This is a genomic window from Roseovarius sp. MBR-154, from assembly GCF_053628595.1.
Genome location: NZ_JBRJGR010000010.1, coordinates 82,620 through 103,971 on the forward strand (window position 1 = coordinate 82,620; position 21,352 = coordinate 103,971).

21 protein-coding genes are annotated in these 21,352 nt (G+C 66.2%); 6 read left to right on the plus strand and 15 right to left on the minus strand.

All coding sequences use genetic code 11. The features are described from left to right. The first annotated feature begins 7 nt into the window (after nucleotides 1-7). Nucleotides 8-1,222, plus strand: a complete 1,215-nt coding sequence (locus ACSSV4_RS13630) for a CaiB/BaiF CoA transferase family protein (RefSeq protein ID WP_454275663.1) — start codon at nucleotides 8-10, stop codon at nucleotides 1,220-1,222. Then, the gene (locus ACSSV4_RS13635) at nucleotides 1,219-1,953 is read left to right on the plus strand and encodes a glutathione S-transferase N-terminal domain-containing protein (protein ID WP_454275664.1); all 735 of its coding nucleotides are present in this window, start codon (nucleotides 1,219-1,221) and stop codon (nucleotides 1,951-1,953) included. The genes ACSSV4_RS13630 and ACSSV4_RS13635 overlap by 4 nt, the downstream gene beginning before the upstream one ends. Nucleotides 1,954-1,959: 6 nt before the next feature. Here the strand turns inward: ACSSV4_RS13635 and ACSSV4_RS13640 are convergent, their stop codons facing one another. Together ACSSV4_RS13640 and ACSSV4_RS13645 are read right to left on the minus strand one after the other, a co-directional pair. Further along, entirely contained in the window at nucleotides 1,960-2,949 is a 990-nt protein-coding gene (locus ACSSV4_RS13640; protein WP_454275665.1) for an NADPH:quinone reductase, read from the minus strand. Nucleotides 2,950-3,097: 148 nt separating this feature from the next. Then, complete coding sequence (locus ACSSV4_RS13645) at nucleotides 3,098-4,123, minus strand: LacI family DNA-binding transcriptional regulator (protein WP_454275666.1); 1,026 nt, start codon at nucleotides 4,121-4,123, stop codon at nucleotides 3,098-3,100. A gap of 103 nt (nucleotides 4,124-4,226) precedes the next feature. On the opposite strand from ACSSV4_RS13645, the gene sauS reads away from it, so the two are divergent. Both sauS and ACSSV4_RS13655 read left to right on the plus strand, forming a co-directional pair. Then, complete coding sequence (gene sauS, locus ACSSV4_RS13650; protein WP_454275667.1) at nucleotides 4,227-5,636, plus strand: acylating sulfoacetaldehyde dehydrogenase; 1,410 nt, start codon at nucleotides 4,227-4,229, stop codon at nucleotides 5,634-5,636. After that, a complete protein-coding gene (locus ACSSV4_RS13655; protein WP_454275668.1) occupies nucleotides 5,633-7,150 on the plus strand; it encodes an AMP-binding protein in 1,518 nt (505 codons plus the stop codon). The genes sauS and ACSSV4_RS13655 overlap by 4 nt, the downstream gene beginning before the upstream one ends. Here ACSSV4_RS13655 and ACSSV4_RS13660 read toward each other — a convergent pair. From ACSSV4_RS13660 to ACSSV4_RS13695, 8 genes are all read right to left on the minus strand, one after another. Further along, nucleotides 7,145-7,978, minus strand: coding sequence for a 3-keto-5-aminohexanoate cleavage protein (locus ACSSV4_RS13660; protein WP_454275669.1), 834 nt, complete (start codon nucleotides 7,976-7,978; stop codon nucleotides 7,145-7,147). The two genes, ACSSV4_RS13655 and ACSSV4_RS13660, sit on opposite strands and share 6 nt — an antisense overlap. Nucleotides 7,979-7,991: 13 nt before the next feature. Next, the gene (locus ACSSV4_RS13665) at nucleotides 7,992-8,606 is read right to left on the minus strand and encodes a glutathione S-transferase family protein (RefSeq protein WP_454275670.1); all 615 of its coding nucleotides are present in this window, start codon (nucleotides 8,604-8,606) and stop codon (nucleotides 7,992-7,994) included. Between the two features lie 22 nt (nucleotides 8,607-8,628). Further along, a complete protein-coding gene (locus tag ACSSV4_RS13670; RefSeq protein ID WP_454275671.1) occupies nucleotides 8,629-10,581 on the minus strand; it encodes a TRAP transporter permease in 1,953 nt (650 codons plus the stop codon). A gap of 87 nt (nucleotides 10,582-10,668) precedes the next feature. Then, nucleotides 10,669-11,748 carry a TAXI family TRAP transporter solute-binding subunit gene (locus ACSSV4_RS13675; RefSeq protein WP_454275672.1) on the minus strand — a complete coding sequence of 360 codons (1,080 nt, stop codon included), beginning with the start codon at nucleotides 11,746-11,748 and terminating at the stop codon, nucleotides 10,669-10,671. 102 nt (nucleotides 11,749-11,850) lie between these two features. Further along, nucleotides 11,851-12,615 carry an SDR family NAD(P)-dependent oxidoreductase gene (locus tag ACSSV4_RS13680; RefSeq protein ID WP_454275673.1) on the minus strand — a complete coding sequence of 255 codons (765 nt, stop codon included), beginning with the start codon at nucleotides 12,613-12,615 and terminating at the stop codon, nucleotides 11,851-11,853. 3 nt (nucleotides 12,616-12,618) lie between these two features. Beyond that, complete coding sequence (locus ACSSV4_RS13685; RefSeq protein ID WP_454275674.1) at nucleotides 12,619-13,533, minus strand: 3-keto-5-aminohexanoate cleavage protein; 915 nt, start codon at nucleotides 13,531-13,533, stop codon at nucleotides 12,619-12,621. A gap of 48 nt (nucleotides 13,534-13,581) precedes the next feature. Further along, the gene (accB, locus tag ACSSV4_RS13690) at nucleotides 13,582-14,055 is read right to left on the minus strand and encodes an acetyl-CoA carboxylase biotin carboxyl carrier protein (RefSeq protein ID WP_454275675.1); all 474 of its coding nucleotides are present in this window, start codon (nucleotides 14,053-14,055) and stop codon (nucleotides 13,582-13,584) included. Further along, nucleotides 14,042-14,866: an IclR family transcriptional regulator gene (locus ACSSV4_RS13695; protein WP_454275676.1), complete on the minus strand. Its 825-nt coding sequence runs from the start codon at nucleotides 14,864-14,866 to the stop codon at nucleotides 14,042-14,044. The genes accB and ACSSV4_RS13695 overlap by 14 nt, the downstream gene beginning before the upstream one ends. Before the next feature lie 105 nt (nucleotides 14,867-14,971). Between ACSSV4_RS13695 and ACSSV4_RS13700 the strand changes: the two genes are divergently transcribed. Beyond that, on the plus strand, nucleotides 14,972-16,366 hold the full coding sequence (locus ACSSV4_RS13700) for an acetyl-CoA carboxylase biotin carboxylase subunit (RefSeq protein ID WP_454275677.1): 1,395 nt from the start codon (nucleotides 14,972-14,974) through the stop codon (nucleotides 16,364-16,366). Beyond that, nucleotides 16,363-17,820, plus strand: coding sequence for a pyruvate carboxylase subunit B (locus ACSSV4_RS13705; RefSeq protein WP_454275678.1), 1,458 nt, complete (start codon nucleotides 16,363-16,365; stop codon nucleotides 17,818-17,820). Before ACSSV4_RS13700 ends, ACSSV4_RS13705 begins: the two co-directional genes overlap by 4 nt. A 63-nt stretch (nucleotides 17,821-17,883) precedes the next feature. Here ACSSV4_RS13705 and ACSSV4_RS13710 read toward each other — a convergent pair whose 3' ends face one another. From ACSSV4_RS13710 to ACSSV4_RS13730, 5 genes are all read right to left on the minus strand, one after another. Then, nucleotides 17,884-18,297, minus strand: a complete 414-nt coding sequence (locus tag ACSSV4_RS13710) for a GNAT family N-acetyltransferase (protein WP_454275679.1) — start codon at nucleotides 18,295-18,297, stop codon at nucleotides 17,884-17,886. Further along, nucleotides 18,287-18,862, minus strand: a complete 576-nt coding sequence (gene tsaB / locus ACSSV4_RS13715; protein WP_454275680.1) for a tRNA (adenosine(37)-N6)-threonylcarbamoyltransferase complex dimerization subunit type 1 TsaB — start codon at nucleotides 18,860-18,862, stop codon at nucleotides 18,287-18,289. The genes ACSSV4_RS13710 and tsaB overlap by 11 nt, the downstream gene beginning before the upstream one ends. Next, the gene (locus ACSSV4_RS13720) at nucleotides 18,855-19,418 is read right to left on the minus strand and encodes a NifU family protein (RefSeq protein WP_454275681.1); all 564 of its coding nucleotides are present in this window, start codon (nucleotides 19,416-19,418) and stop codon (nucleotides 18,855-18,857) included. Before ACSSV4_RS13720 ends, tsaB begins: the two co-directional genes overlap by 8 nt. 341 nt (nucleotides 19,419-19,759) lie before the next feature. Beyond that, complete coding sequence (locus ACSSV4_RS13725) at nucleotides 19,760-20,215, minus strand: universal stress protein (protein ID WP_454275682.1); 456 nt, start codon at nucleotides 20,213-20,215, stop codon at nucleotides 19,760-19,762. A 125-nt stretch (nucleotides 20,216-20,340) separates the two neighbouring features. Beyond that, nucleotides 20,341-21,345: a hypothetical protein gene (locus ACSSV4_RS13730; protein WP_454275683.1), complete on the minus strand. Its 1,005-nt coding sequence runs from the start codon at nucleotides 21,343-21,345 to the stop codon at nucleotides 20,341-20,343. Between the last annotated feature and the right edge of the window lie 7 nt (nucleotides 21,346-21,352).

The following is a 21,352-nucleotide window of genomic DNA, read 5'->3' on the forward strand; positions in this document are numbered from 1 at the left end:
CGACCACATGCCAGGCCCCTTGCACGGATTTCGGGTCATCGACCTGACCACGATGATCTCGGGCCCGCTGGCCACTATGACGCTCGCCGACCAGGGCGCAGAGGTTATCAAGATCGAGCACCCCGACGGCGGCGATCTCAGTCGGCAGGTGACCGGGCGGCGGGGCGGGTTCTCGGCCTCGTATCTCAACAACAACCGCGGCAAGAAATCGGTCACGCTCAATCTCAAGCACCCGCGCGGGCTCGAGGCGGCGCTGCGGCTTTGCAAAACTGCGGATGTCTTCGTGCAGAATTTCCGCCCCGGCGTGGCCGAACGAATCGGTCTGGGCGAGGCGGCGGTGCACGCGGTCAGCCCCGATATCATCTACACCTCGATCGCGGGGTTCGGGTTCGAGGGCGATTGGGCGGGCAAGCCGGTTTACGATCCGCTCATTCAGGCGCTGTCGGGGCTGGCGAGCGTGCAGGGCGGCGCCGATGCTGCGCGCCCCCGGCTGGTGCGCACGATCCTGCCCGACAAGCTGACCGCTATCCAGACCGCGCAGGCGATCACTGCCGCGCTGCTGGCGCGTTCCCGCACCGGCGAGGGCAGCCATGTGCGGGTCTCGATGCTCGACACCGTGCTGGCCTTCCTGTGGAGTTCCGACATGGCGGGCCACACCTTTGTCGGGGACGAGGCCCAGCCCGACAAAAGCGCCGAGGCGCAGAGCTTTGTCGAACTGATCTATCAGACCGCCGATGGCTGGATGGCGGTCTCGGCGCATACCGACAGCACATGGAAGGGGCTTTCGGCGGCGGTCGGGCGGCCCGAGTGGCTGGAAGACCCACGCTTTGCCACCGTGGCCGCGCGCGAAGACAACAAACCCGCCCGGCTGGAACTGACGCAGGAGGCGCTGCGCACCGACACCACCGACAACTGGATGCAGCGATTGAGCGACCATGACGTGCCCTGCGCGCCGGTGCTGACCCGCGATCAGGTTTACCGGCACCCGCAGGTGCAGGCCAATGGCATCGTGATCGAGCAGGACCACCCGCAGGCAGGCCCGATCCGCCAGACCCGCACGCCCGCAAGGTTCTCCGCCACCCCGCCCGAGGCACCGCAACCCGCCCGCCGTCTGGGCGAGGATACCCGCGCGGTGCTCGGGCAGGCGGGCTATGATGACGCGGCAATCGCCGAGATGATCGCCGAGGGTATCGCCACCGACACGCAGGAGAGCCCGGCATGATCGACCTCTATTTCGCGCCCACGCCCAACGGCTGGAAGGCCGCGATCATGCTCGAGGAAACCGGGCTTGCCTATCGCCCGATCCTGATGCGGCTGAGCGAGGGCGACCAGTTCACGCCCGAGTTTCTGGCGATCAGCCCCAATGCCAAGATGCCCGCCATCGTGGACCATGCGCCGGGGGCGGATTGGGGCGACGACCCCGTGACGATGTTCGAATCCGGGGCAATCCTACTCTATCTCGCCGAAAAGACCGGGCAATTCGCCCCGCCCAAGACAGATCTGCGCGCCCGCAAGGAGCTGATGGAATGGCTGTTCTGGCAGGTCGGCAATCAGGGGCCGATGGCAGGCCAGCTCAGCCATTTCCGCAACTATGCGCCCAAGGATGACCGCACCTATGGCTTCAGGCGTTACCTTGGCGAATACGACCGAAACCTCGGCGTGCTGGAAAACCGTCTTGAAGGGCGCGATTACATTCTGGGCGACTATTCCATCGCCGACATGATGGCCTTTCCCTGGGCCTTCATCGCCAAGCCGCTCGGTGCCTCGCTCGACGCCTTCCCCCGCGTCGCCGATTGGCGCGCCCGGATCAAGACGCGCCCGGCGGTGCAGCGCGCCATCGACCTGCACAAATCCGAACAGAATGGCGGGCGGCACCGGGTCGACAACAATACCGTGCTGTTCAGCCAATCCGCCGCCTCGCTGCGGCCAAAGGCGGGCAGATCCCCCGATTAAAGCCGGTCATGCAATGTCGAGCAGCACCGCGCCCGCACGCCCCGGCTGCATCACCGTGTCATGGGCTGTGGCACAGTCCACGAGGGCAAACCGCGCGTGAATGGCGGGGCGCAGCGTGCCTGCCTCGATGGCCTTGGTGAGCTGCGTGATGGCGGCCTGCCGTTCGGCCTCGGGCAGGATGTAGATCAGCGCGATGTCGATCTTCAGCGCCTTGAAAAGATAGGGCCCGAACGGGATCTGCGGGGTCATGTCCTTGAAGGATCCATAGGTGGCGATGGTGCCGTTCGGGGCCATCACCTCGGGCAGCAGCGCGACATTGACCCCGAATTCCACCTCGACAGCGCGGTCGATGCCATGCCCGCCCGTCGCGTCGAGGATTTTTTCGGCCAGTTCCGGATCGGCATAGTCAAAGACCTGCGCCGCCCCCGCCGCGCGCACCCGCTCCATCGCGGAGGCCGAACAGGTGGCGATGACCTCCGCACCCGCTGCGCTGGCAAGCTGCACGGCGTTGTGGCCGACAGCCCCCGCCCCACCCGACACCAACAGCCTTTGCCCGGCCACGTCGCCGCCACCAAAGACGGTATGCGCCGCCGTCAGGCCCGGGATGCCGAGACAGGCGCCGATGTCGAATTCCACCCCCTCGGGCAGCGCAACGGCCTGCGCCGAGGGCAGCGCGATATACTGCGCCGCCGTGCCGAAGGCCCGCTGCCACTGACCGTTCCAGATCCAGACGCGCGTGCCGATGCGCGCGGCGGGCACGCCCTCGCCGACCGCCTCGATCACCCCGGCGCCGTCGGAATGCGGAATGATGCGGGGAAAGGCGGGCTTGGTCACACCGGGGCGCGCCCCGGCGCGGGCCTTGGCATCCGACGGGTTCACCCCCGAGACATGCAACCGCACCAGAACCTCGCCCGGACCCGGGTCGGGCGTCGGTATCTCGCAGGACGTGAGAACCTCGTGGGGTGGGCCGAAACGGCTGTAACTTATGGCGTGCATGGGTGTGTATCCGATCAGGTGGCAAAATTTCGGGCATCGCCCCGGCACCGGCTGGCCGATGCCGGGAGAGGGCAGGCCGCGCGGACGGTGCCCCGATGCGCTCTGCCCGGCAGTCTTGCAGCGGCCCCCGGATTTGTCCACCGGCAAGTCACCGCGCCGCCCGCGTCGTTCCGCGCAGGATGCATTCGAGCGGGCACCTGATCCGGAAATGCTCCTCGGTGGCCCCGGTGATCAGCGCCGTGAACCGCTCGCCCGCGATCTCTCCGATGGCGCGCGCGGGGATGCGGATCGTGGTCAGGCCGGGCTCGATCTCGCCTGATCCCTTGAAATCGCCGATCCCGATGACCGACACGTCACCGGGCACCCCAAGGCCGCAGCTTTGCGCGCCGTAGATCACGCCTTGCGCGATGACGTCATTGCCACACAAGAGCGCGGTCGGACGGTGGTCGCGCCGCAAGAGGCCCTGCGCCAGCTCCTTGGCCTGTGCGATGCTATAGGGCACCTCCCACTGCCACTCCTCGATCGGCGGGATGCCTGCGGCCAACAGCCCCTCACGCGCGCCCGCGAGCCGGGTGCTGGCGCGGTCATTGCCGTCGGGCGGTGGAAATATCAGCCCGATTTCGCGATGCCCAAGCCCGAGCAGATGCTCGGCCGCAAGCCGCCCCGCCTCGCGATTGTCCGCGCCGACACAGGGCAAGACGGCATCGGGCGCGTAATTCCACAGTGCCATCGCCGGGAGTCCCTGCTGCTCCAGCAAGCGCAGGCTGGCCGGTGCGTGTTCCAGCCCGACAACCGCGATCCCGTCCACCCGATGCTCCATCAACTTGCGCATCATCGCGTATTCGCGGTCAAGGTCATAGGAGTGCGAGGCGATCAGCAGGGAAAAACCGGCGCGGTCGATGGCCTCCGAGAAGGACTGGATCACCTCGGCAAAGATGGCGTGGTCGATGGTCGGCACGATCAACCCGACCGTGGCGCTGCGCCGCCCATGCATCGACTGGGCCGCGCGATTGCGGATATAACCCAGCCTTTCCACCGCGCGGGTGATCCGTTTCCGGGTGGCCGGGCTGACCAGCGCGGGATGGTTGAAACTGCGTGACACGGTGGAGGGCGATACCCCGGCGGCCTTCGCAACGGCCACGATATCCACTTTTCCGTTATCTATATCAGACACCTGGACCGCGTTCCCGACCGTTTATGAAAACATTTGCATTCCTATTTTCATCACGTAGCGTGAATGGTCAACTGGTCTGTGCCACCCGAAAGAGGAATGTCAGATGATCGCACAGGATGATATCGCCGCTGTCGAGCGGGTCATGGACCGGGCCCGCACGGCGCAGCGCGCCTTTGAAGCCGACGGCTCGCAAGAGCGCTATGACCGGGCCGCGCAGGCTGCGGCCTGGGCGATCATGGAACCCGGTCGCAACCGCACGCTGGCCGAACTCTCGGTCGCGACGACGGGGCTGGGTAACGTGCCCGACAAGATTACCAAGAACCACCGCAAGACCCTCGGCCTGATGCGCGATATCGCCAAGGCGCAGACTTTTGGCGTGATCCGCGACGATCCGGCCACCGGCATCACCGAGATTGCCCGGCCCATCGGGGTGATCGGGGCGGTCGTGCCCTCGACCAATCCCGGTGCCACCCCCGCCAACAACATCATCAATGCGCTGAAATGCGGCAATGCCATCGTGCTGTCGCCCTCGCCCAAGGGGGTGCCCACCTGCGAGCGGCTGCTGCAGCATATCCATGCCGAGTTTGCCAAGATCGGGCTGGATCCCGATCTGGTACAGATGCTGCCCGCCCCCGGCTCAAAGGCCAAGACACAGCGCATGCTGGAGATGTCGGATCTGGTCGTCGTGACCGGCAGCCAGGACAATGTGCGCCGCGCCTATAGCTGCGGCACCCCGGCCATCGGGGTGGGCGCGGGCAATGTCACCGTCATCGTCGACGAGACCGCCGATCTGGCGGCAGCGGCGGCGCGGATTGCGGCCTCCAAGACCTTCGACAATGCGACCTCCTGTTCCTCGGAGAACGCGGTCGTGGTTGTCGATGCGGTCTATGATGAGTTCATCGCGGCGCTCGCGCAGGAGGGCGGGGCGCTTGTCCCCGAGAGCGCGGCACCGGGCATCACCGCGCGCCTGTGGTCCGACGGACATCTCAACCGCGCGGTGATCGCGCAGGACCCCGAGCGCATGATCGAGGCGCTGGGGCTCGCCGGGCAGGTGCCCCGGGGCACCCGCTTCGTCGCCGTGGAGACGCGCGGCATCGGCTCAGATCATCCCTTGTCGGGCGAAAAGCTCAGCCTGGTCCTGGCGCTCTACCGCGCCGCCGATTTCGAGGCGGCGACCGCGACGGTCGCACGCATCCTGACGCATCAGGGGGCCGGTCATTCGGTGGGCCTGCACAGCGCCGACGACGCCCGCGCGCGCCATCTCGGGGCGACGCTGCCCACCTGCCGGGTGATCGTCAACCAGCCGCATGCCTTCGCCACCGGCGGGGCCTTCAACAACGGCATGCCGTTCTCGCTGTCGATGGGCTGCGGCAGTTGGGGCGGCAATTCCATCGACGACAACCTGCATTGGCGGCATTTCCTGCAAACCACCAAAATCGTTCGCGAAATCCCGCCGCAGGAGCCGACCCTGGACGAGATCTTCGGCAGCTATTGGGAGCAGGCCGGCAAATGACGCTGCGCCACGACCAGCCGCCCGAGCGAACCCTGCGCGATTGGATCGACGCCCGCGCCGGGGCGGGCGGGCCAGCCATCTCCTTCCCCGACGAGGGCACGGCAATCGACTGGCCCGCGCTGCGCAGGCGCGCGGCGGAGATCGCCACCATGCTGACCGCGCACGGGATCGCGCGCGGCGAGAGCGTGGCGATCCTGCATCCCAACGGGCAGGCCGGGATCGAGGCACTGCTGGGCACGCTCTACGGCGGCTTTCGCGCCACCATGATCAACCTCGCGGCCGGGCCCGAGGCGATCGGCTATGCTCTTCACCATTCCGGCGCGAGGGTGGCGCTGGTGCATCCTTCGCAGGAGGCGTTGTTCGCCACCACCAATCCCGGTGGGTGCATCGCCGCTCTCGACCCGGACGGCGGCGCAGGGGATGTGCCGCTGCACCCGGTCGCGCCCGGTGATCACGCGCTGCTGATGTATACCTCGGGCACCACCGGGCGGCCCAAGGGCGTGGTGCATAGTCAGTCGAGCTTGCTGGCCGGGGGCTGGACCACCGCCGTTGCGCATGATCTGGGTGCCAAGGATACCGGGCTCTGCGTGCTGCCGGTTTATCATATCAACGGGCTTTGCGTGTCGATGATGGGATCGCTTGTGTCGGGCGGGCAACTGGCGCTCTGCAGCCGTTTTTCCGCCAGCCGCTTCTGGGCGCAGGCCGCCGAGACGCGGGCGACCTGGTTCTCGGCGGTGCCCACCATCATCTCGCACCTGTTGCACGGCGACACCGAACCCTGTCCCGAAACACGCGCCCGCCTGCGCTTCGGCCGCTCGGCCTCCGCGCCGCTGCCGGTCGAGGTGCATTCCGCCTTCGAGGCGCGCTTTCGCGTGCCCCTCATCGAGACCATGGGCCTCACCGAGACGGCGGCGCAGATCCTGTCGAACCCGCTGCCGCCGGCCACCCGCAAGATCGGCTCGCCGGGCGTCGCCATCGGCAACCGCGCCGAGGTGGCGGGGCCCGACCTGCGCCCGCTGCCGCCGGGCGAGGAGGGCGAGATCATCGTTAAGGGCCCCAACGTCATGCTGGAATACCTGCACAATCCCGAGGCCACGCGCGAGAGTTTCACCCCCGACGGCTGGCTGCGCACCGGCGATCTGGGGCGGCGCGACGCGGAGGGGTATTTCTATGTCACCGGACGGCTCAAGGAGTTGATCATCAAGGGCGGCGAGAACATCGCCCCCCGCGAGATCGACGAGGTGCTCTATGCCCATCCCGACGTGGTGGAGGCCGCGGCCTTTGCCTGTCCGTGTCCGCACTACGGCGAGCGGGTCGAGGCGGCGGTGACGCTGCGTGCGGGTTCTACTCTGACCCAGGAGACGCTGCTGGAGCTGTGCCGCGCGCGTCTGGGGGCGTTCAAATCACCCGACCGGGTGCATGTGCTTCCCGAACTGCCCAAGGGTCCCTCGGGCAAGATCCAGCGCGTCAAGCTGCCGGAGGTGCTGGCAGGTGCCCCGGACAAGGCCTCATGAAACCGGGCTCAGTCCGAGGATTTCGCGCGCCTGCGCGGGGCTTGCCACCGGCCGCCCGTACCGCGCGCACAGTTCGGCCGTGCGCGCCACCAGCGCCGCGTTCGATGGGGCCAGCCGGTCGCGGTCGAGGCGCACATTGTCCTCGAACCCGGTGCGGCAATGGCCGCCCTCCGCGATGCACCATTCGTTGACCACGATCTGCCCGGGGCCGATCCCGGCGGCGCACCATTCGGCATCCGGCACCAGGCGGTTGACGGTGCGGATGTAGAAATCGAACACCTCGCGATCCACCGGCATGGCGTTCTTCACCCCCATCACAAACTGGATGTAGAGGCTGCCCGGAATGCGCCCGTCGCGGTTCATCGCCGCGGCGTGAAAGATATGGCCGAGATCGAAGGCCTCGATCTCGGGCTTGATGCCGTAGGTCCGCATCTCTCCGGCCAGCCAGTCGATCAGTTCGGGCGCGTTCTCGTAGACGCGGCCGGGAAAGTTGGTCGATCCGGTGGTGAGCGAGGCCATGTCGGGCCGCAGACTCAGCATCGCGCCACGCTCGCGCCCCGTGCCGGTGCGCCCGCCGGTCGAGAACTGCACGATCATGCCGGGACAGTGCCGCTCGATCCCTTGCTTGAGGCGGGCGAATTTCTCGGGGTCGCTGGTCGGGCTCTCGTCCTCGTTGCGGACATGGCAATGGGCGATGCTGGCCCCCGCCTCAAAGGCCTCATGGATCGACTCGACCTGTTCGGGAACGGTGATCGGCACCGCCGCGTTGTCCTTCTTGCGCGGCACGGCGCCGGTCATGGCGACACATATGATGCAGGGTTTGCTCATGGGGGTCCTCCGTTCAAAGGTCGATCTCGGGGCGGGTGTCGTGAAAGGCGGGCAGATCGGCGCAGGCTCGCGACAGTGCGCGCAGCGCTGGGAATCCCTCCAGATCGACCATCTCGGCCATCGCGACGGCAAGGAAGTCATGCGCCACGACGGTTGAGATGACCGGCTGCGAGATCGGGGGCGGCAGGGCGCTGTCGGCGAAGTGATCCTCCAGCCAGACAAGGCCCGACATCACCTGCCCGATATTATGCTCGATCCACGGTTGGTGGATCTTTTCCTCGGGCCGCATCACGCGCTCGTACCGGGCCGCGGCGGCCTTGTCCATGACGCCCAGGGCCACGGCGGTGACGCGCAGCGCCCCGCGCCGTTCGGGGCCGCCCGTGGGCAGCAGCGCGCGGTCCGGGCCCACGATCCGGTCGATCTCGTCGAGGATGGCGCTGCTGTCGAAGATCATCTCGCCGTCGTCGAGGATCAGCGCCGGTACGCGCCCCACCGGGTTCAGACGGCGCAACTCCTCCAGATCATGCCAGGCAGTGAGCGGGCGGCGCTCGAAGGGCAGACCGAGCAGCGCGAGCGACACCGCGACGCGGCGGGTGAAGGGCGACAGGTAGCGGCCGATCAGGATCATGGCTTCTCGCTTTCGGTTGCGGTCACGCCCGGGCCTCCGCCCGGCGTCGTGCGGCGACAAGGCAGGCGGCAAACCCCAGAACCAAGGCACCGCAAAGCATCAGATCGAGTGCGACCGGTCGGCCATGTTGCGTGAGCGTCACATATCCGAGCGCGACCACGAGGTAGAAATAGCCACGCCCGGCCCATCCCAGCGGCAGGAAGCAATAGCCGAACGCCGCGATGGCCCCTGCAAGCTGCGTGGCGAGCACCTCGAGCACTGGCACGATCACCGTGGCATCGATATCGGGAAAGCTCAGCAATGGCTTGTTGAAGACGAAGGCGAAGGGGATGATGAAGGTGGTGCTGGCGATTTGCAGCGAGCGGATCGCCGTGGTCCAGAACGAGGCCCGCGCCAGCTTCGCCGCCGCCAGCACCGAGACCGCCACCGGTGGCGAGAGAGTGGAGAAGACGGCGAAGTAGAACACGAAGAAATGCGCGCTGAGCGGATCGACCCCCACCTCCTGCAGGAACGGCACCACCGCCAGCGACGCCACCACATAGGCAATCGGCGTGGGCAACCCCATGCCCAGCACCAGTGACAGCAGCATCGCCCCGATCAGCAGCAGGATCTCGCTGTCGGGCAGGGTGGTGGCCAGTAGCGTTGCCAGCCGTCCCGACAGGTTGGTGCTGGTCATGACCTGCCCCAAGGGGCCGATGGCGAGAATGAGCAGCGACAACAGCGTGGTCAGCACCAGCCCCTCGCGCACCGAGGCGACAAGCTCGGCCCATGACGGCCGGTAGGGCCCCTGAAGCTGCGACAGAACCAGCGCGGCGGCGATCCCCGCCAACGCGGCATAGCCCGCCGAGCGAAAGCCCAGCAACAGCCAGATGACCAGCACGAAGGAGACAAGGAACGTCGGTGCCATGCGCCGGATCAGCCGCCCGTCCACCGGCTCGTCGAGCCGTGGCAGATCACGTCGCAACGAATAGACCCCGATGGAAAAGAGCACCCCGGAGAGATAGAGCAGCCCGGGGATCAGCGCCGCCAGCGCCACCTCGACGTAAGGCAAGCCCAGAAAGGCCGCGATCAGGAACCCCGCGAGCCCCAGCACCGGCGGCAGGATCTGCCCTGCCGAAGAGGCCGAGGCCTCGATCGCCCCCGCCATCGGCGCGCCGAAGCCGTGGCGCTTCATCATCGGGATGGTGAACCGACCGCTGAGCACCACGTTGGACACCGCCTGCCCCATCACCGCACCGATGGAGCCGCTGGCGATCACCGCAGGCAGCGCCGCGCCGCCGCGCACCGACCGCCCGGTGGCCTTGCCGATCTCGATGGTCAGGCGCAGCATCCCGGTGCCCAGCAGGGTGGTGCCGAAGATGATCAGCAGGAATATCTGGTCGGCGGCGACGCCCGAGAACAGGAAAAACCCCTGATTGGTGTTGAGCGACACGTAGTTCATCACGAAGCCGTCGGAATAGCCGGTGTGGCGCAGCAGGCTCACGGGGATATGCTGGCCGAAAAAGAAATAGAGGATCGCGCCCGCGCAGAGCGAGGACAGCAGCAACCCCCAGTGAAACCAGGTCAGGTAGATGATGCTGCCCATGATCAGGTAACCGGCCCAGAGGGTCACCGGGTCGAAGAACGGCGCGTTGATCACCATCCATTCGAGATGCCACCAGAAATAGCCCAGACCGCCAAGGCCCGAACCCATCGCCAGCAGGACCAGAACACGGTGCAGGGCGGGGGCGCGCACCCGGTGCCCGGCCTCGCCCTCGATCTCGGCGGGGGCGTCGATCTCGCTCAGCGCCAGCAGGCCGCTCATGCCGACGATGGCCATGGCGAAATTCACGTAAAAGACCGGACCGCGCGACACCAGCCCGAAGACCGACAGCGCCAGATAGGCGATGAGGCCGAGGCCCGCGATCCAGATCGCGGCCTCGACCACGCGGCTCAGCCCGGATCGGCCTGCCCTTGGCAAACGCTCTGAAGACATGGATCACGCCCCGTCATGTCGCTGTGTGCATGGGGCAGGGGGCGGCGATGCACCGCCCCCTGCGGATCGAACGCCTGTCCGTCCCGGTCAGTCGCCGGGATAGGTCATCGGCTCGAACTCGGTCCGACGCTCCCACAGGCCAAGCTCCTTGTAGGCGCGGATGGCACCGGGATGGGCGTTCTCGTCGCTCAGCCCCGAGATCATGTTGGCCTCCGACCAGAACTTCCAGAATCCCTGACCGCTCTCGCGCAGGCCGGGGCCGTGCTTGTGCACGCCCATGACCAGCTGATAGGCGACATCCTCGGGAAAATCCGGGTGCACCGCCGCAAAGATCCGGTTGGACCCGGCAAGGAAATCCTCGGTCTGTCCGGGCAGGCTGCCCGCGGGCACGGTCATCCGGCCATAGGTCATGCCGAATTTCTCGTTCACCGTGTCGATGGCCTCGTCGGTCAGGCCGAGATAGCGGATCTGCTGCCCCGAGGCGTGCAGCTTGCTGGTCAGGTCGTTGGTCCACCAGATCGTCTGGTCGCCATTGGTCACGAGCGCCACCAGCGCCGCATCGGTGGTGCCGTCGATCAGCTCCTGCGTCATCACCGCCGGGGTGACGAAGCGGATATCGCTGTTCTCGTCGGTGATGCCGTAGCCATGCTCAAGATAGAGCGCCGCCGACATGCCCCAGTCGCTCTGCGTCGGCAGGCCGATGGAGATGCTCTTGCCCTTGAGATCGGCGACCGACTTGATCTCGGGGTCAAAGGTCACGAAGAACTTGCCCTGCGCCACCACCCCTTCACCATAGAGCAACTGAAACTTGATCGGCACTGGCTGCGGCACGAATTTCGCGAACTCCTCGCGCCCGCCCTGAAACGCAGCCTGAATCACCGTGTCCTCGGTGCCGAAGACGGTGGTCGTCCAGCGCCGTTCTTCGGCCATGGCGCGCACGTTGAACATGAAGCCCGGCGTCTCCTGCGCGGCGGGCAGCACCTCCGAGCCGTCCCGCGCCATGCGCGCGGCCAGCACGGTGTTGGTCTGCACCGCGCCGCAGCCCAGCGGGCAGGCCAGGAACGGCACCACGGTTTCGGCGGCGGCGATACCCGCCGTCAGCGTCGAGGCCGCGAATGTCGCGGCGGCGGCCAGAGACCGCATCCTTCCGAACTTGAAATGTTTCATCTAGTCCTCCCTTGGTTGGCTATGTGCCGGTCGGTCTTGACGCCGCCAGCAGCTTTGATTGTCTTCCATGCAACTCCTCCGGCAGCCCTCCTCCTGCACGCGCTATTTCAGCGTTCTGCCGCCATCGACATAGACGGTCTGTCCGGTGATGAAGCGGCCTCCCTCCGACATCAGCAACAGCACGGTCGCGATCAGATCCTCACACTCGCCGAACCGGCCCATCGGAATCTGCGCCAGCGCCTGCGCGGTCATCTCGGGATCGGCGAGGATCGTCGCTTCGGTCAGCGGTGTTCGGGTCACGGCGGGGCCGATGGCGTTGACGGTGATCCCGGTCCGCGCCCATTCCAGCCCAAGCAGCTTGACCAATTGCGCCAGCGCCGCCTTGCTGGTCGAATAGGCGGCGTATTTCTCGTTCACCACCCGGCTTGAGACCGAGGCCAGATGCACGATCCGCCCGCCGGTGTCCTGTTCGGCCATGACCCGCGCGGCGCTGCGCGACAGCAGGAACGCCCCGGTCACGTTCACCGCCATTGTCTCGGCGAAATCCTCTGCCGAAAGCTCCAGCGCCGGGGCGAAACGGGCGATGCCCGCGCTGTTGAGAACGGCGTCGATCCGCCCGCCGTGCCGCCGTGCAACTGCAATCGCAGCGTCCACGCTCTCGGGGTCGGTCACGTCGAGCGCGCAGGCAAGATGCCCCTCGCCGGGCAATGTGCCGACGGCCTCAAATGCCTCGTCCGCCAGCCGGTCTGTCAGCACGATCCGCGCCCCGCGCGCCGCCAGCCCCGATGCCAGCCCGCGCCCCAGCCCCCGGGCCCCTCCGGCGACAAGGACCACATGGCCCGAGACATCGAACACCGGCTCAGCCATTTTCTACATCACCGCGCCGCGACCCGAGGGATCGTTCGGCTTGTGGTGCAGCATCCGGCGGGCATAGTCGATATCGGCCACCTCGCGGCCCAGCTCATTGACGATGCGGGCGGCGCGCTCGACCAGTTGGCGGTTGGTCTCGGCCAACTCGCCCTTGGCGTAGAACACCGTATCCTCGAAACCGGTGCGCATGTTGCCGCCCATGGCGACGGTCATGGTCGTCAGCGGCAATTGCGACCGGCCCACCGAGACGATCTGCCAGTTCGAATTCTCCGGGATCGCATCAAGCATCGTCAGCAGGTATTTCGGCTCTGCCGGGATGCCGCCATTGATCCCCATGACAAAGCTGAAATGCATCGGATCGGAGATGATCCCCTCGTCGCGCAGTTGCAGCATGTTGAAGATATGGCTGACATCGTAGACCTCCAGCTCGTTCACGATGCCACGCTCGCGGCAGCCGGTGATGAACTCGCGGTTCCAGGCCTTGGAATTGTTGAACAGGAATTCCGCATCCTTGTGCTGGAAATGGAACGTGCCCGCATTGACCGTCAGCATGTCCGGGGCGGGATCGAGATCGAGCAGCGCCATGCGCTGTTCCTGGGAGAAGCCCGACCAGACGCCGTTGCCCTCGCGGCGGATGCCGATACCGTTGCCGACCTGAGTGATCATGTCGGGGCAGCGCTCCTTGATGCCCGCGATCACCTCGCCATAGATCACCGGATCGGCGCTGGTGCGGCCTTCCTTGTCGCGGACATGGATATGGGCGATGGTCGCCCCCGCCTCGTAGCAGTCGGCGAATGTCGCGATGATATCCTCGGGCTGCTCGGGCAGGCGCGGATTGGCCTCCCTGCCGTGTAGCCCGCCGGTCGGTGCAATCGTCAGCACCACCTTGTCGGTGGATTGAAGTACCGGTTTCATTCACGTCCTCCCCGAAATCACGAACCGCGCGCGTCTCCCCTTGTCGCGTCAGCCCGGCTTGATGCTGAACAGAACCTGTCCGAACTCGACCAGTTGGGCATTCTCGGCGCCGATGCTCTCGATCACGCCGTCGGTGTCCGCATGGATGGTGGTGAACAGCTTCATCACCTCGATCACGCAGAGCGGATCGCCCTCTCGGACCGTGCTGCCAACCTCGACAAAGGGCGGCGCCTCGGGTGACGGCGCCCGATAGAAGGTGCCGACCACGGGCGCGCGCACGGTGGCCGCGCCATCATCCTGAACCGGTGATGTATCCGGCGCGGTCGCGGCTGGCGTTGCCGGGCGGGCCTCCGGCGCGGCGGGGGCGGTCGGTGCGGTCGGCATTGCGCTCTCGCTCGTCCTATGTCCCGCGCCGCGCCGATGCACGACCAGCTTGATATCCTGCGTCTCAAGCACGACCTCCTCGCAGGAGGACGAGTCGATGATGCTCAGGATCTCTCCGATCTCTTTAAATCCGGGCATGGTCGTTTTCACCGTCTTCGGCCTCATCCATCGCCCAGGTCGCCGAAATCTCTTCCGCCGCCGCCAGCAGGCGCGGGACATGCTCGACCGCCACGCGCATCGGCATGCGCGCCTGCGGGGCGGACACCGCGACCGCCGCGCAGACCTTGCCGCGCGCATCGCGCACCGGAACCGCCGCGCAGATCACACCGGCCAGAAATTCCTGATTGTCGACGGAATAGCCCTGCGTTCGGATCTGGGCGAATTGTTCCTCGAGCGCCGGGATCTCGGTCATCGTCGTGTCGGTATAGGCATGCAGGTCCGAGAGGGACAGCAGATGCTCGCGCCGCCGCTTGGGCTGATGCGCCAGAAGCATCTTGCCCATCGAGGTGCAGTGGAGCGGCACGCGCGAACCGACCTCGTAGCGCAACCCGAACGGCCAGGAGGCCTCGACCCGGTCGGCATAGAGCAGCGCCCCGCCCGATATGATGCCGAAATTGCAGGTCTCACCGGTCGCCGCCGACAGCCGTTCGAGGATCGCGTGCTTGGAGCCATGCCGCACCGCCGTCTGGAACACGTTGAGCGCGAAATTGAACAGCCGCGGGCCGGGCACATATCCCCGGCTGCCCGCCTCCTGCACCAGCAGGCCATCCATGTCCAACTGGTGCACGATGCGATGCACCGTCGGGGTCGGAATGTCGAGCAGCACCGCGATCTCGGACACGGTCAGCGGACGGCCCGAAGAGCCCACGCATTCCATCACGGCAAAGGTCTTTTGCGACACGCTGGAGCGATCGCCGAGCGGATTGGCAAGGGTCAGTGGGGCCGTCATGCAGTCTTCCTTCAGGTCGAGAGAATCTTCACTTTATCAAAATCCGGAATGAAATTTTTTACAAGATGAAATTTCGCTTGCCAATCTGCCAGAACTTGAGAGGCTATGAGCCGTGACAGCAAAAGGACCGGCAGCACCGTGAAGAAAGTCCTGATCGCGAACAGAGGGGAAATTGCCTTGCGGGCGGTGCGCGCCTGCAATGCGCTCGATATCCGGTCGGTCGCCGTCCACTCGGAGCCGGACGCCGCCGCGCCGCATGTCTGGGCCGCGAGCGAGGCGGTCTGCATCGGCCCCGCATCCAGCACGCAGAGCTATCTCAATGCCGATGCGCTCTTGCATGTCGCCTGTGCGACGGGTTGCGACGCGGTCTATCCGGGCTACGGCTTCCTTGCGGAAAATGCCGATTTCGCAGAGCGTTGTGCGGCCGAAGGGCTGATCTTTATCGGCCCTGATGCCGACACCATCCGCCTCATGGGTGACAAGGCGGCGGCCCGCAGCACCGCGCAAAAGCACGGCGTGCCGGTGGTGCAAGGTTCCGACGGCGCGGTCCGTGAGACTGACGATATCGCGGGTCTGGTCGCGCAGATCGGCTTTCCGGTGCTGATCAAGGCCAGTGCCGGGGGCGGCGGGCGCGGCATGCGAATCGCCCGCTCCGCCGAGGAGTTCGACGCGCTTTTCGCGCAGGCCAGCCATGAGGCGGAGCAGGCTTTCGGCGATCCTGCGGTCTATCTGGAGCGGTTCGTGTCGAATGTCCGCCATATCGAGGTGCAGGTTTTCGGCGACGGCAAGGGCAATGCCGTCCATGTCGGAGAGCGCGATTGCACCGTGCAGCGGCGTCACCAGAAACTGGTTGAAGAGGCCCCCTCGCCGGTGCTGAGCGAGGCGGAGCGCGCGCGCATCCACGACAGCGCCCTGCGCTTGACCGCAGGGGTCAACTATCGCGGCGCGGGCACGGTCGAATTCATCTTCGACGCCGAGACGCGCGAGTTCTTCTTTATCGAGATGAATACCCGCATTCAGGTGGAGCATCCGGTTTCGGAAATGCTGACCGGCGCCGATCTTGTGGCCGAACAGTTCCGCATCGCGCGCGGCGAGGCGATCTCGGTCGGGCCGCCCGCCGCCGACTGTGGCCATGCCATCGAATTCCGCATCAACGCCGAATCGTTCCGGCATGAGTTCCGCCCCTCGCCGGGCCGGATCACCCGGTGGGAGCCGCCACGCGGGCCGGGCATTCGTGTCGACGGCTTTGTCGCGACTGGCAGCACGGTGCAGCCCTATTACGATTCGATGCTGGCCAAGCTCATCGTGCATGGCACTGATCGCGACCACGCCCTCGACCGCGCCCGCGCAGCACTCGCCGCGTTCCGGGTCGAGGGGATCGACACCACCATCGACCTGCACCGCGCCCTCGTCCGCGACCCGGAATTCGCGGCGAGCGCGATACACACCAAGTGGGTCGAGGAAAGCTTCTTGCCGCAGTTGTTCGAGAGGGAAACATGAGCCGCACGATCCGCCTTGTCGATGTCACCCTGCGCGATGCGCATCAATGCCTCTGGGCCACGCGCATGACCACCGCCATGATGCAGGAGATCGCCCCCCGGCTCGACCGCGCCGGATTCGAGGCGATCGACCTTGTCGGCGGTGCGGTGTTCGATGTCTGCGTGCGCTACCTGCGCGAAGACCCGTGGGAGCGCATGCGCATCCTCAATCAATGGGTCACCGAAACGCCACTGATCATCCACACGCGGGGGCAGAGCCTTTTCACCTTCGAGTTTTTCCCCGACGACATCGTGGAACTGGCCGCCGAACGCTTTGCCGCCAACGGTATGCGCTATCACACGCCCTATGACGCGCTCAACGACATGCGCAATCTCGAAATTCCGATCCGCGCCGCCAAGAGCCACGGCCTGCATGTCGTGGGCGGGCTGGTCTATACCTACAGCCCGGTGCACACCGATGCCTATTACCAGAAGAAGGCGAAGGAGTTGATCGCGCTGGGCGTCGATGGCATCTTTCTCAAGGATGCCAGCGGTCTCTTGCGGCCTGAACGTGTCGCCACGCTCGTCCCGGCGCTGAAATCGGTGATGGGCGCGATGCCGTTGCAGATCCACACGCATTGCAACTCGGGCCTTGCCCCCTATGTGGTGCTACAGGCGGTCGAGCACGGGGTCGACGTGGTCCATACCGCCACCTCGACGCTCGCCAATGGTGTCAGCCACAGCCCCACCGAGCGGGTCACGCAGAACCTGCGGCGGCGCGGCTACGGCGTGGATATCGACCTCGGACCGGTGGAGGAGGCCGCCGAACGTCTGGCCTTCATCGCCGAGGCCGAGGGCAAGCCGGTGGGTGAGGTGCGCGAATACGATGAATTCCACTATTGCCACCAATGCCCGGGCGGGATGGTGTCGAACCTCGCCTATCAGCTTGAAGGCATGGGGCTTCAGGGGCGGCTCAATGAAATCCTCGAAGAGGCCTGGCATGTGCGCGAGGATCTGGGTTATCCGATCATCGTCAGCCCCTTCGCGCAATATGTCGTGACCCAGGCGATTCTCAACGTCATGGGCCGGGATCAGGGCCGCGCGCGCTATGAGACCGTCCCGGACGAGGTGCTGCTCTATGTGCGCGGTGGCTATGGCGAGATCGCGGGCACAATCGACCCGAACCTCTATGACAAGATCACCCGCGGCAAGGAGCCGATTACCGAGCGCCCCGGCCTGCTGGTGCCGCCCGCCATCCAGCGGCTGCGCGATCAGCGCGGTCCGTTCCAGAGCGATGACGACCTGCTGCTGGCGGCCTTCTACGACGATGGGCAATATCGCGCGCTCAAGGCTGCCGGGCCGATCCGCACCGATTATCCTCTGGGCGAGACACCCTTGCTGACGCTGATCAAGGGCATCGCGGCGCGCCCCGAAATCACCGGCTTTCACTATTTCGAGAAAACGCTGCGGGGCTGACCGCTCCGGCAGCAGGTTGCGCTCTCAGGGGGTGATCACGGTGCGGCCTGATCCACCGCACCGCTAAAGCGTCTTGCGCATCACGATGGCATCCACCGAAGTGGCCCCCGCGTGCGCGTAATACCCGACGCGTCGGCTGATTTCGGCATAGCCTGCAGCGTCATACAGCCCTCGGGCCGGTGCATTGTCCGCGGCAACCTCCAGAAACGCCGTCACCGCGCCGCGCGCCTGTGCCTCGGCCTCGAAACCGGCAAGGCAGGCCCGCCCCAACCCCTTGCGCCGCTGCGCCGGATCGCAGGCCAGCGTCAGCAGTTCCGCCTCTTCCGCGATCACCCGGCCAAGCGCGAAGGTGCGAGCGTCTCCCACCGCAAAGACCAGCGGGCTGTCCAGCAGACCGGCGAATTCCGCCACCGACCAGCCCCGCCCCTGACCGGCAAAGGCGCGGGCATGGCAGGCGGCCATCTCGTCAGGCGTCATCGAGGATTACGGGCGGCGCGTCCCTCGCCGGGGCCGCGTCGGCAGGCCGCACGTAAAGCGGCGCCGGGGACGGGCCGTTGCCGGGCGCGCGGGCCGCCAGCAGCGCGATCCGCTCGGCCAGATGCGCCGGGGCAGGGGGCAGTACCGCATCCGCGATATCAGCCATCGCCACCAGGTCCGGCGCGTGGCCCGCGCGCTTCACATAGCCCTGACCGCGCGGCGCGGGCACGCAGGGCGTGCCGCACTCATTGCCTGCACGGATCGCCTCCAGCGTGCTGATCCCGATCGCGGGAATGCCAAGGCTCAGCGCGAGGCCGCGCGCGGCGGCCACCGAAATTCGGATGCCGGTGAAATTGCCGGGGCCGATGCCGACCCCGATCCGGGTCAGATCGCCCCAATGGGCAGCGCCCTCGGCCAGCACCTCTTCCAGCAGCGGCATCAGGCGTTCGGCCTGCCCGCGCCCCATGTCCTCGGCGCGGGCCACCAGAACTCGGTCGCCGCACAGCAAAGCGGCCGCGCAATGCGCGGCCGATGTGTCAAACCCCAGGACAAGCGGCTCAGACACCGACAGGGCGCACCTCTGTCACCTCGGGGATATAGTGGCGCAGCAGGTTCTCGATCCCCATCTTGAGCGTGATGGTCGAGGAGGGACAGCCGGCGCAGGCCCCCTGCATATGCAGGTAGACCACTCCGCGTTCAAAGCCGTGAAAGGTGATGTCGCCACCGTCCTGTGCCACGGCAGGGCGCACGCGGGTATCGAGCAGTTCCTTGATCTGGCCGACGATCTCTGAGTCCTCGCCGCTATGTTCGGCATGGCCCGACGCGCCGCCGCCCTCGCCGATCATCACAGGTTGTCCGGATTGGTAATGCTCCATGATGGCGCCAAGGATCGCGGGCTTGATATGATCCCACTCGATCGCCTCACCCTTGGTGACGGTCACGAAATCGTTGCCCAGAAACACACCCGCGACACCCGGCACCTTGAAGATGCGTTCGACCAGCGGCGACACCTCCGCCCCTTCGGCGGTCGGGAAGTCGGCGGTACCGGCATCGAGCACGGTCTGCCCGGGAAGGAATTTCAGCGTGGCGGGATTGGGAGTGGATTCGGTCTGGATGAACATGGCGCGGCCCTTTCGTGCTTGCTCCCAGATATGCGCCCCCCATTGGCGCAAGTCAAGGATTGGAACGATTCTAAACTGCGGCGCTCTGGTGGGGCAGAGGGGTCCCGGCTTGGGTCGTGGTCAGCGACACATGCCTCACTTGGCCTTGAGCGACCATAGCACCACGCCAGAAGGTGCCGCGGGGCGGCCCGGCGATGCGCGGCACCTTCTACGGGTCATTCAAAGACCGCTCCGGGCCGCACGGCACATGTGTTACCACCGCGTTGCCCTGATTTTCAGGGTCCAACCATCCAGCCTTTGCGCGCCTGCTCGTGATCGCCGGAATTGCACATCCGCGCCCCTCAGGTGATCGCTTCCAACCGTTCCTTGCTCAGGTCGCCGGGCACTATGGTAATCGGAATGGGCAGGGTGCCCGCGTTCTTGGTCAATTGCGTGACCAGCGGTCCCGGCCCCTTCTTGCCGGTGCCTGCCCCCAGCACCAGGACACCGATATCGGGGTCGTCATGGACCTGCGAAACGATCTCCGACACGGCTTCGCCCTCGCGAATCACCAGTTCGGGATCAATTCCTTGCTTGTCGCGCATCCATTTCGCGAAGACTTCGAAATGCGCCTCGATCCGCTCGCGGCTTTCCTCACGCATGATGTCACCGACGCCGATCCAGTGGTTGAATTCCTCTGGCGGGATCACGGCGAGAATCGCAACGCCACCCTGCGTGCGTGCCGCCCGCATCGCGGCAAAGCGCATCGCGTTCAGGCATTCGCGGCTGTCATCCAGCACGACAAGAAACTTGCGCATCGCTTATATCTCCCTCAGGCGCGCATCATGACGTGGAAATCCGGATGGGGCAATAGAGCCCGTTCAGGCGCACGAGTTTGAGTATTTTTCCAAGAAGAAACAGGGTTTGGCAGGCAAATCGGCTGTCAGTCGAAGGTGCCCGCGACGCGCCCGAGCAACATGAAGGCACGCGCCGTGCGGGTCTCGGATAGGGCCGAGATCTCGGTATCCGTCGCGGTCTCGGTGAATTGCGAGACCATCCGGTCGAAGAGCCGCAGGAAGTGATGCGCTGCGTCGCGAAAGATCGTGTCCTGCTTCATCCGTGCCGCCGTCAGCGCCAGCGACGACCGGTCCCGCACGCCGCCAAGCGCGGCCACCGTGCGCCCGCGCTCGCCGCCCGCGAATCGGCGCCAGATCTCGGGGCGGGCCATATCGGGGCGCAGGTCGTCCATGTAGATGCCATCCTGCGACATCAGCGTGAGTATGTCTTGCGCGGCCCGGATGAGCTGCGCCGTGGGGCGGTCCTTGAGCGCCCGGCGCAGCGCCGCGAACCCGGCCTTGTCATCGGGATTTTCCGGGAAATTCAACGCCCTGACGAAATCCGACCGCTCCAGCGGTGGCTGGATCTCCTCGGCGGGGGTGCCAAGCGGCAGCGCGACCTGATCTTCGGTCGGAGACGGGGCCGGGGCAAGCACCGGGCGCGGCTCGCTCTCGTGATTGCGCACTGAGGAAAATGTCGCCAGCGTGCTCTCGGTCTTGCGCTGTGCTGCCACGATCTCGTCGAGCTTCTGACTCACGGTCTTGTCCACGGTCTGTCCAAGCGACTGGTTCTGCTTGAGATAGGCCTCGCGGATCGCGTCGATTGCGGCATGGAGCCGGGCGCTTTCCTCGCGCATCACGCGGCTTGCCCGGGCCGTCATGGCCCCGACCCAGAGCATCGCCACGGGCAGGAAGACGGCCACCAGCACGATCACGAATTGCAATGCGCTGCCGGTCGGATCCTGCGGTGCCAGGACGAGAAAGAACACACCCGCTCCCATCAGCCAAGCCACAGACACCACCAGCGCAAGCACCTCGATGGCGCTCAGCCGGTCCGGTGTCGGCCTGTCGTGAGGCCCCGTCAAGCGGGCGTTCTGCGTGTTCTGGGGCATGATATGG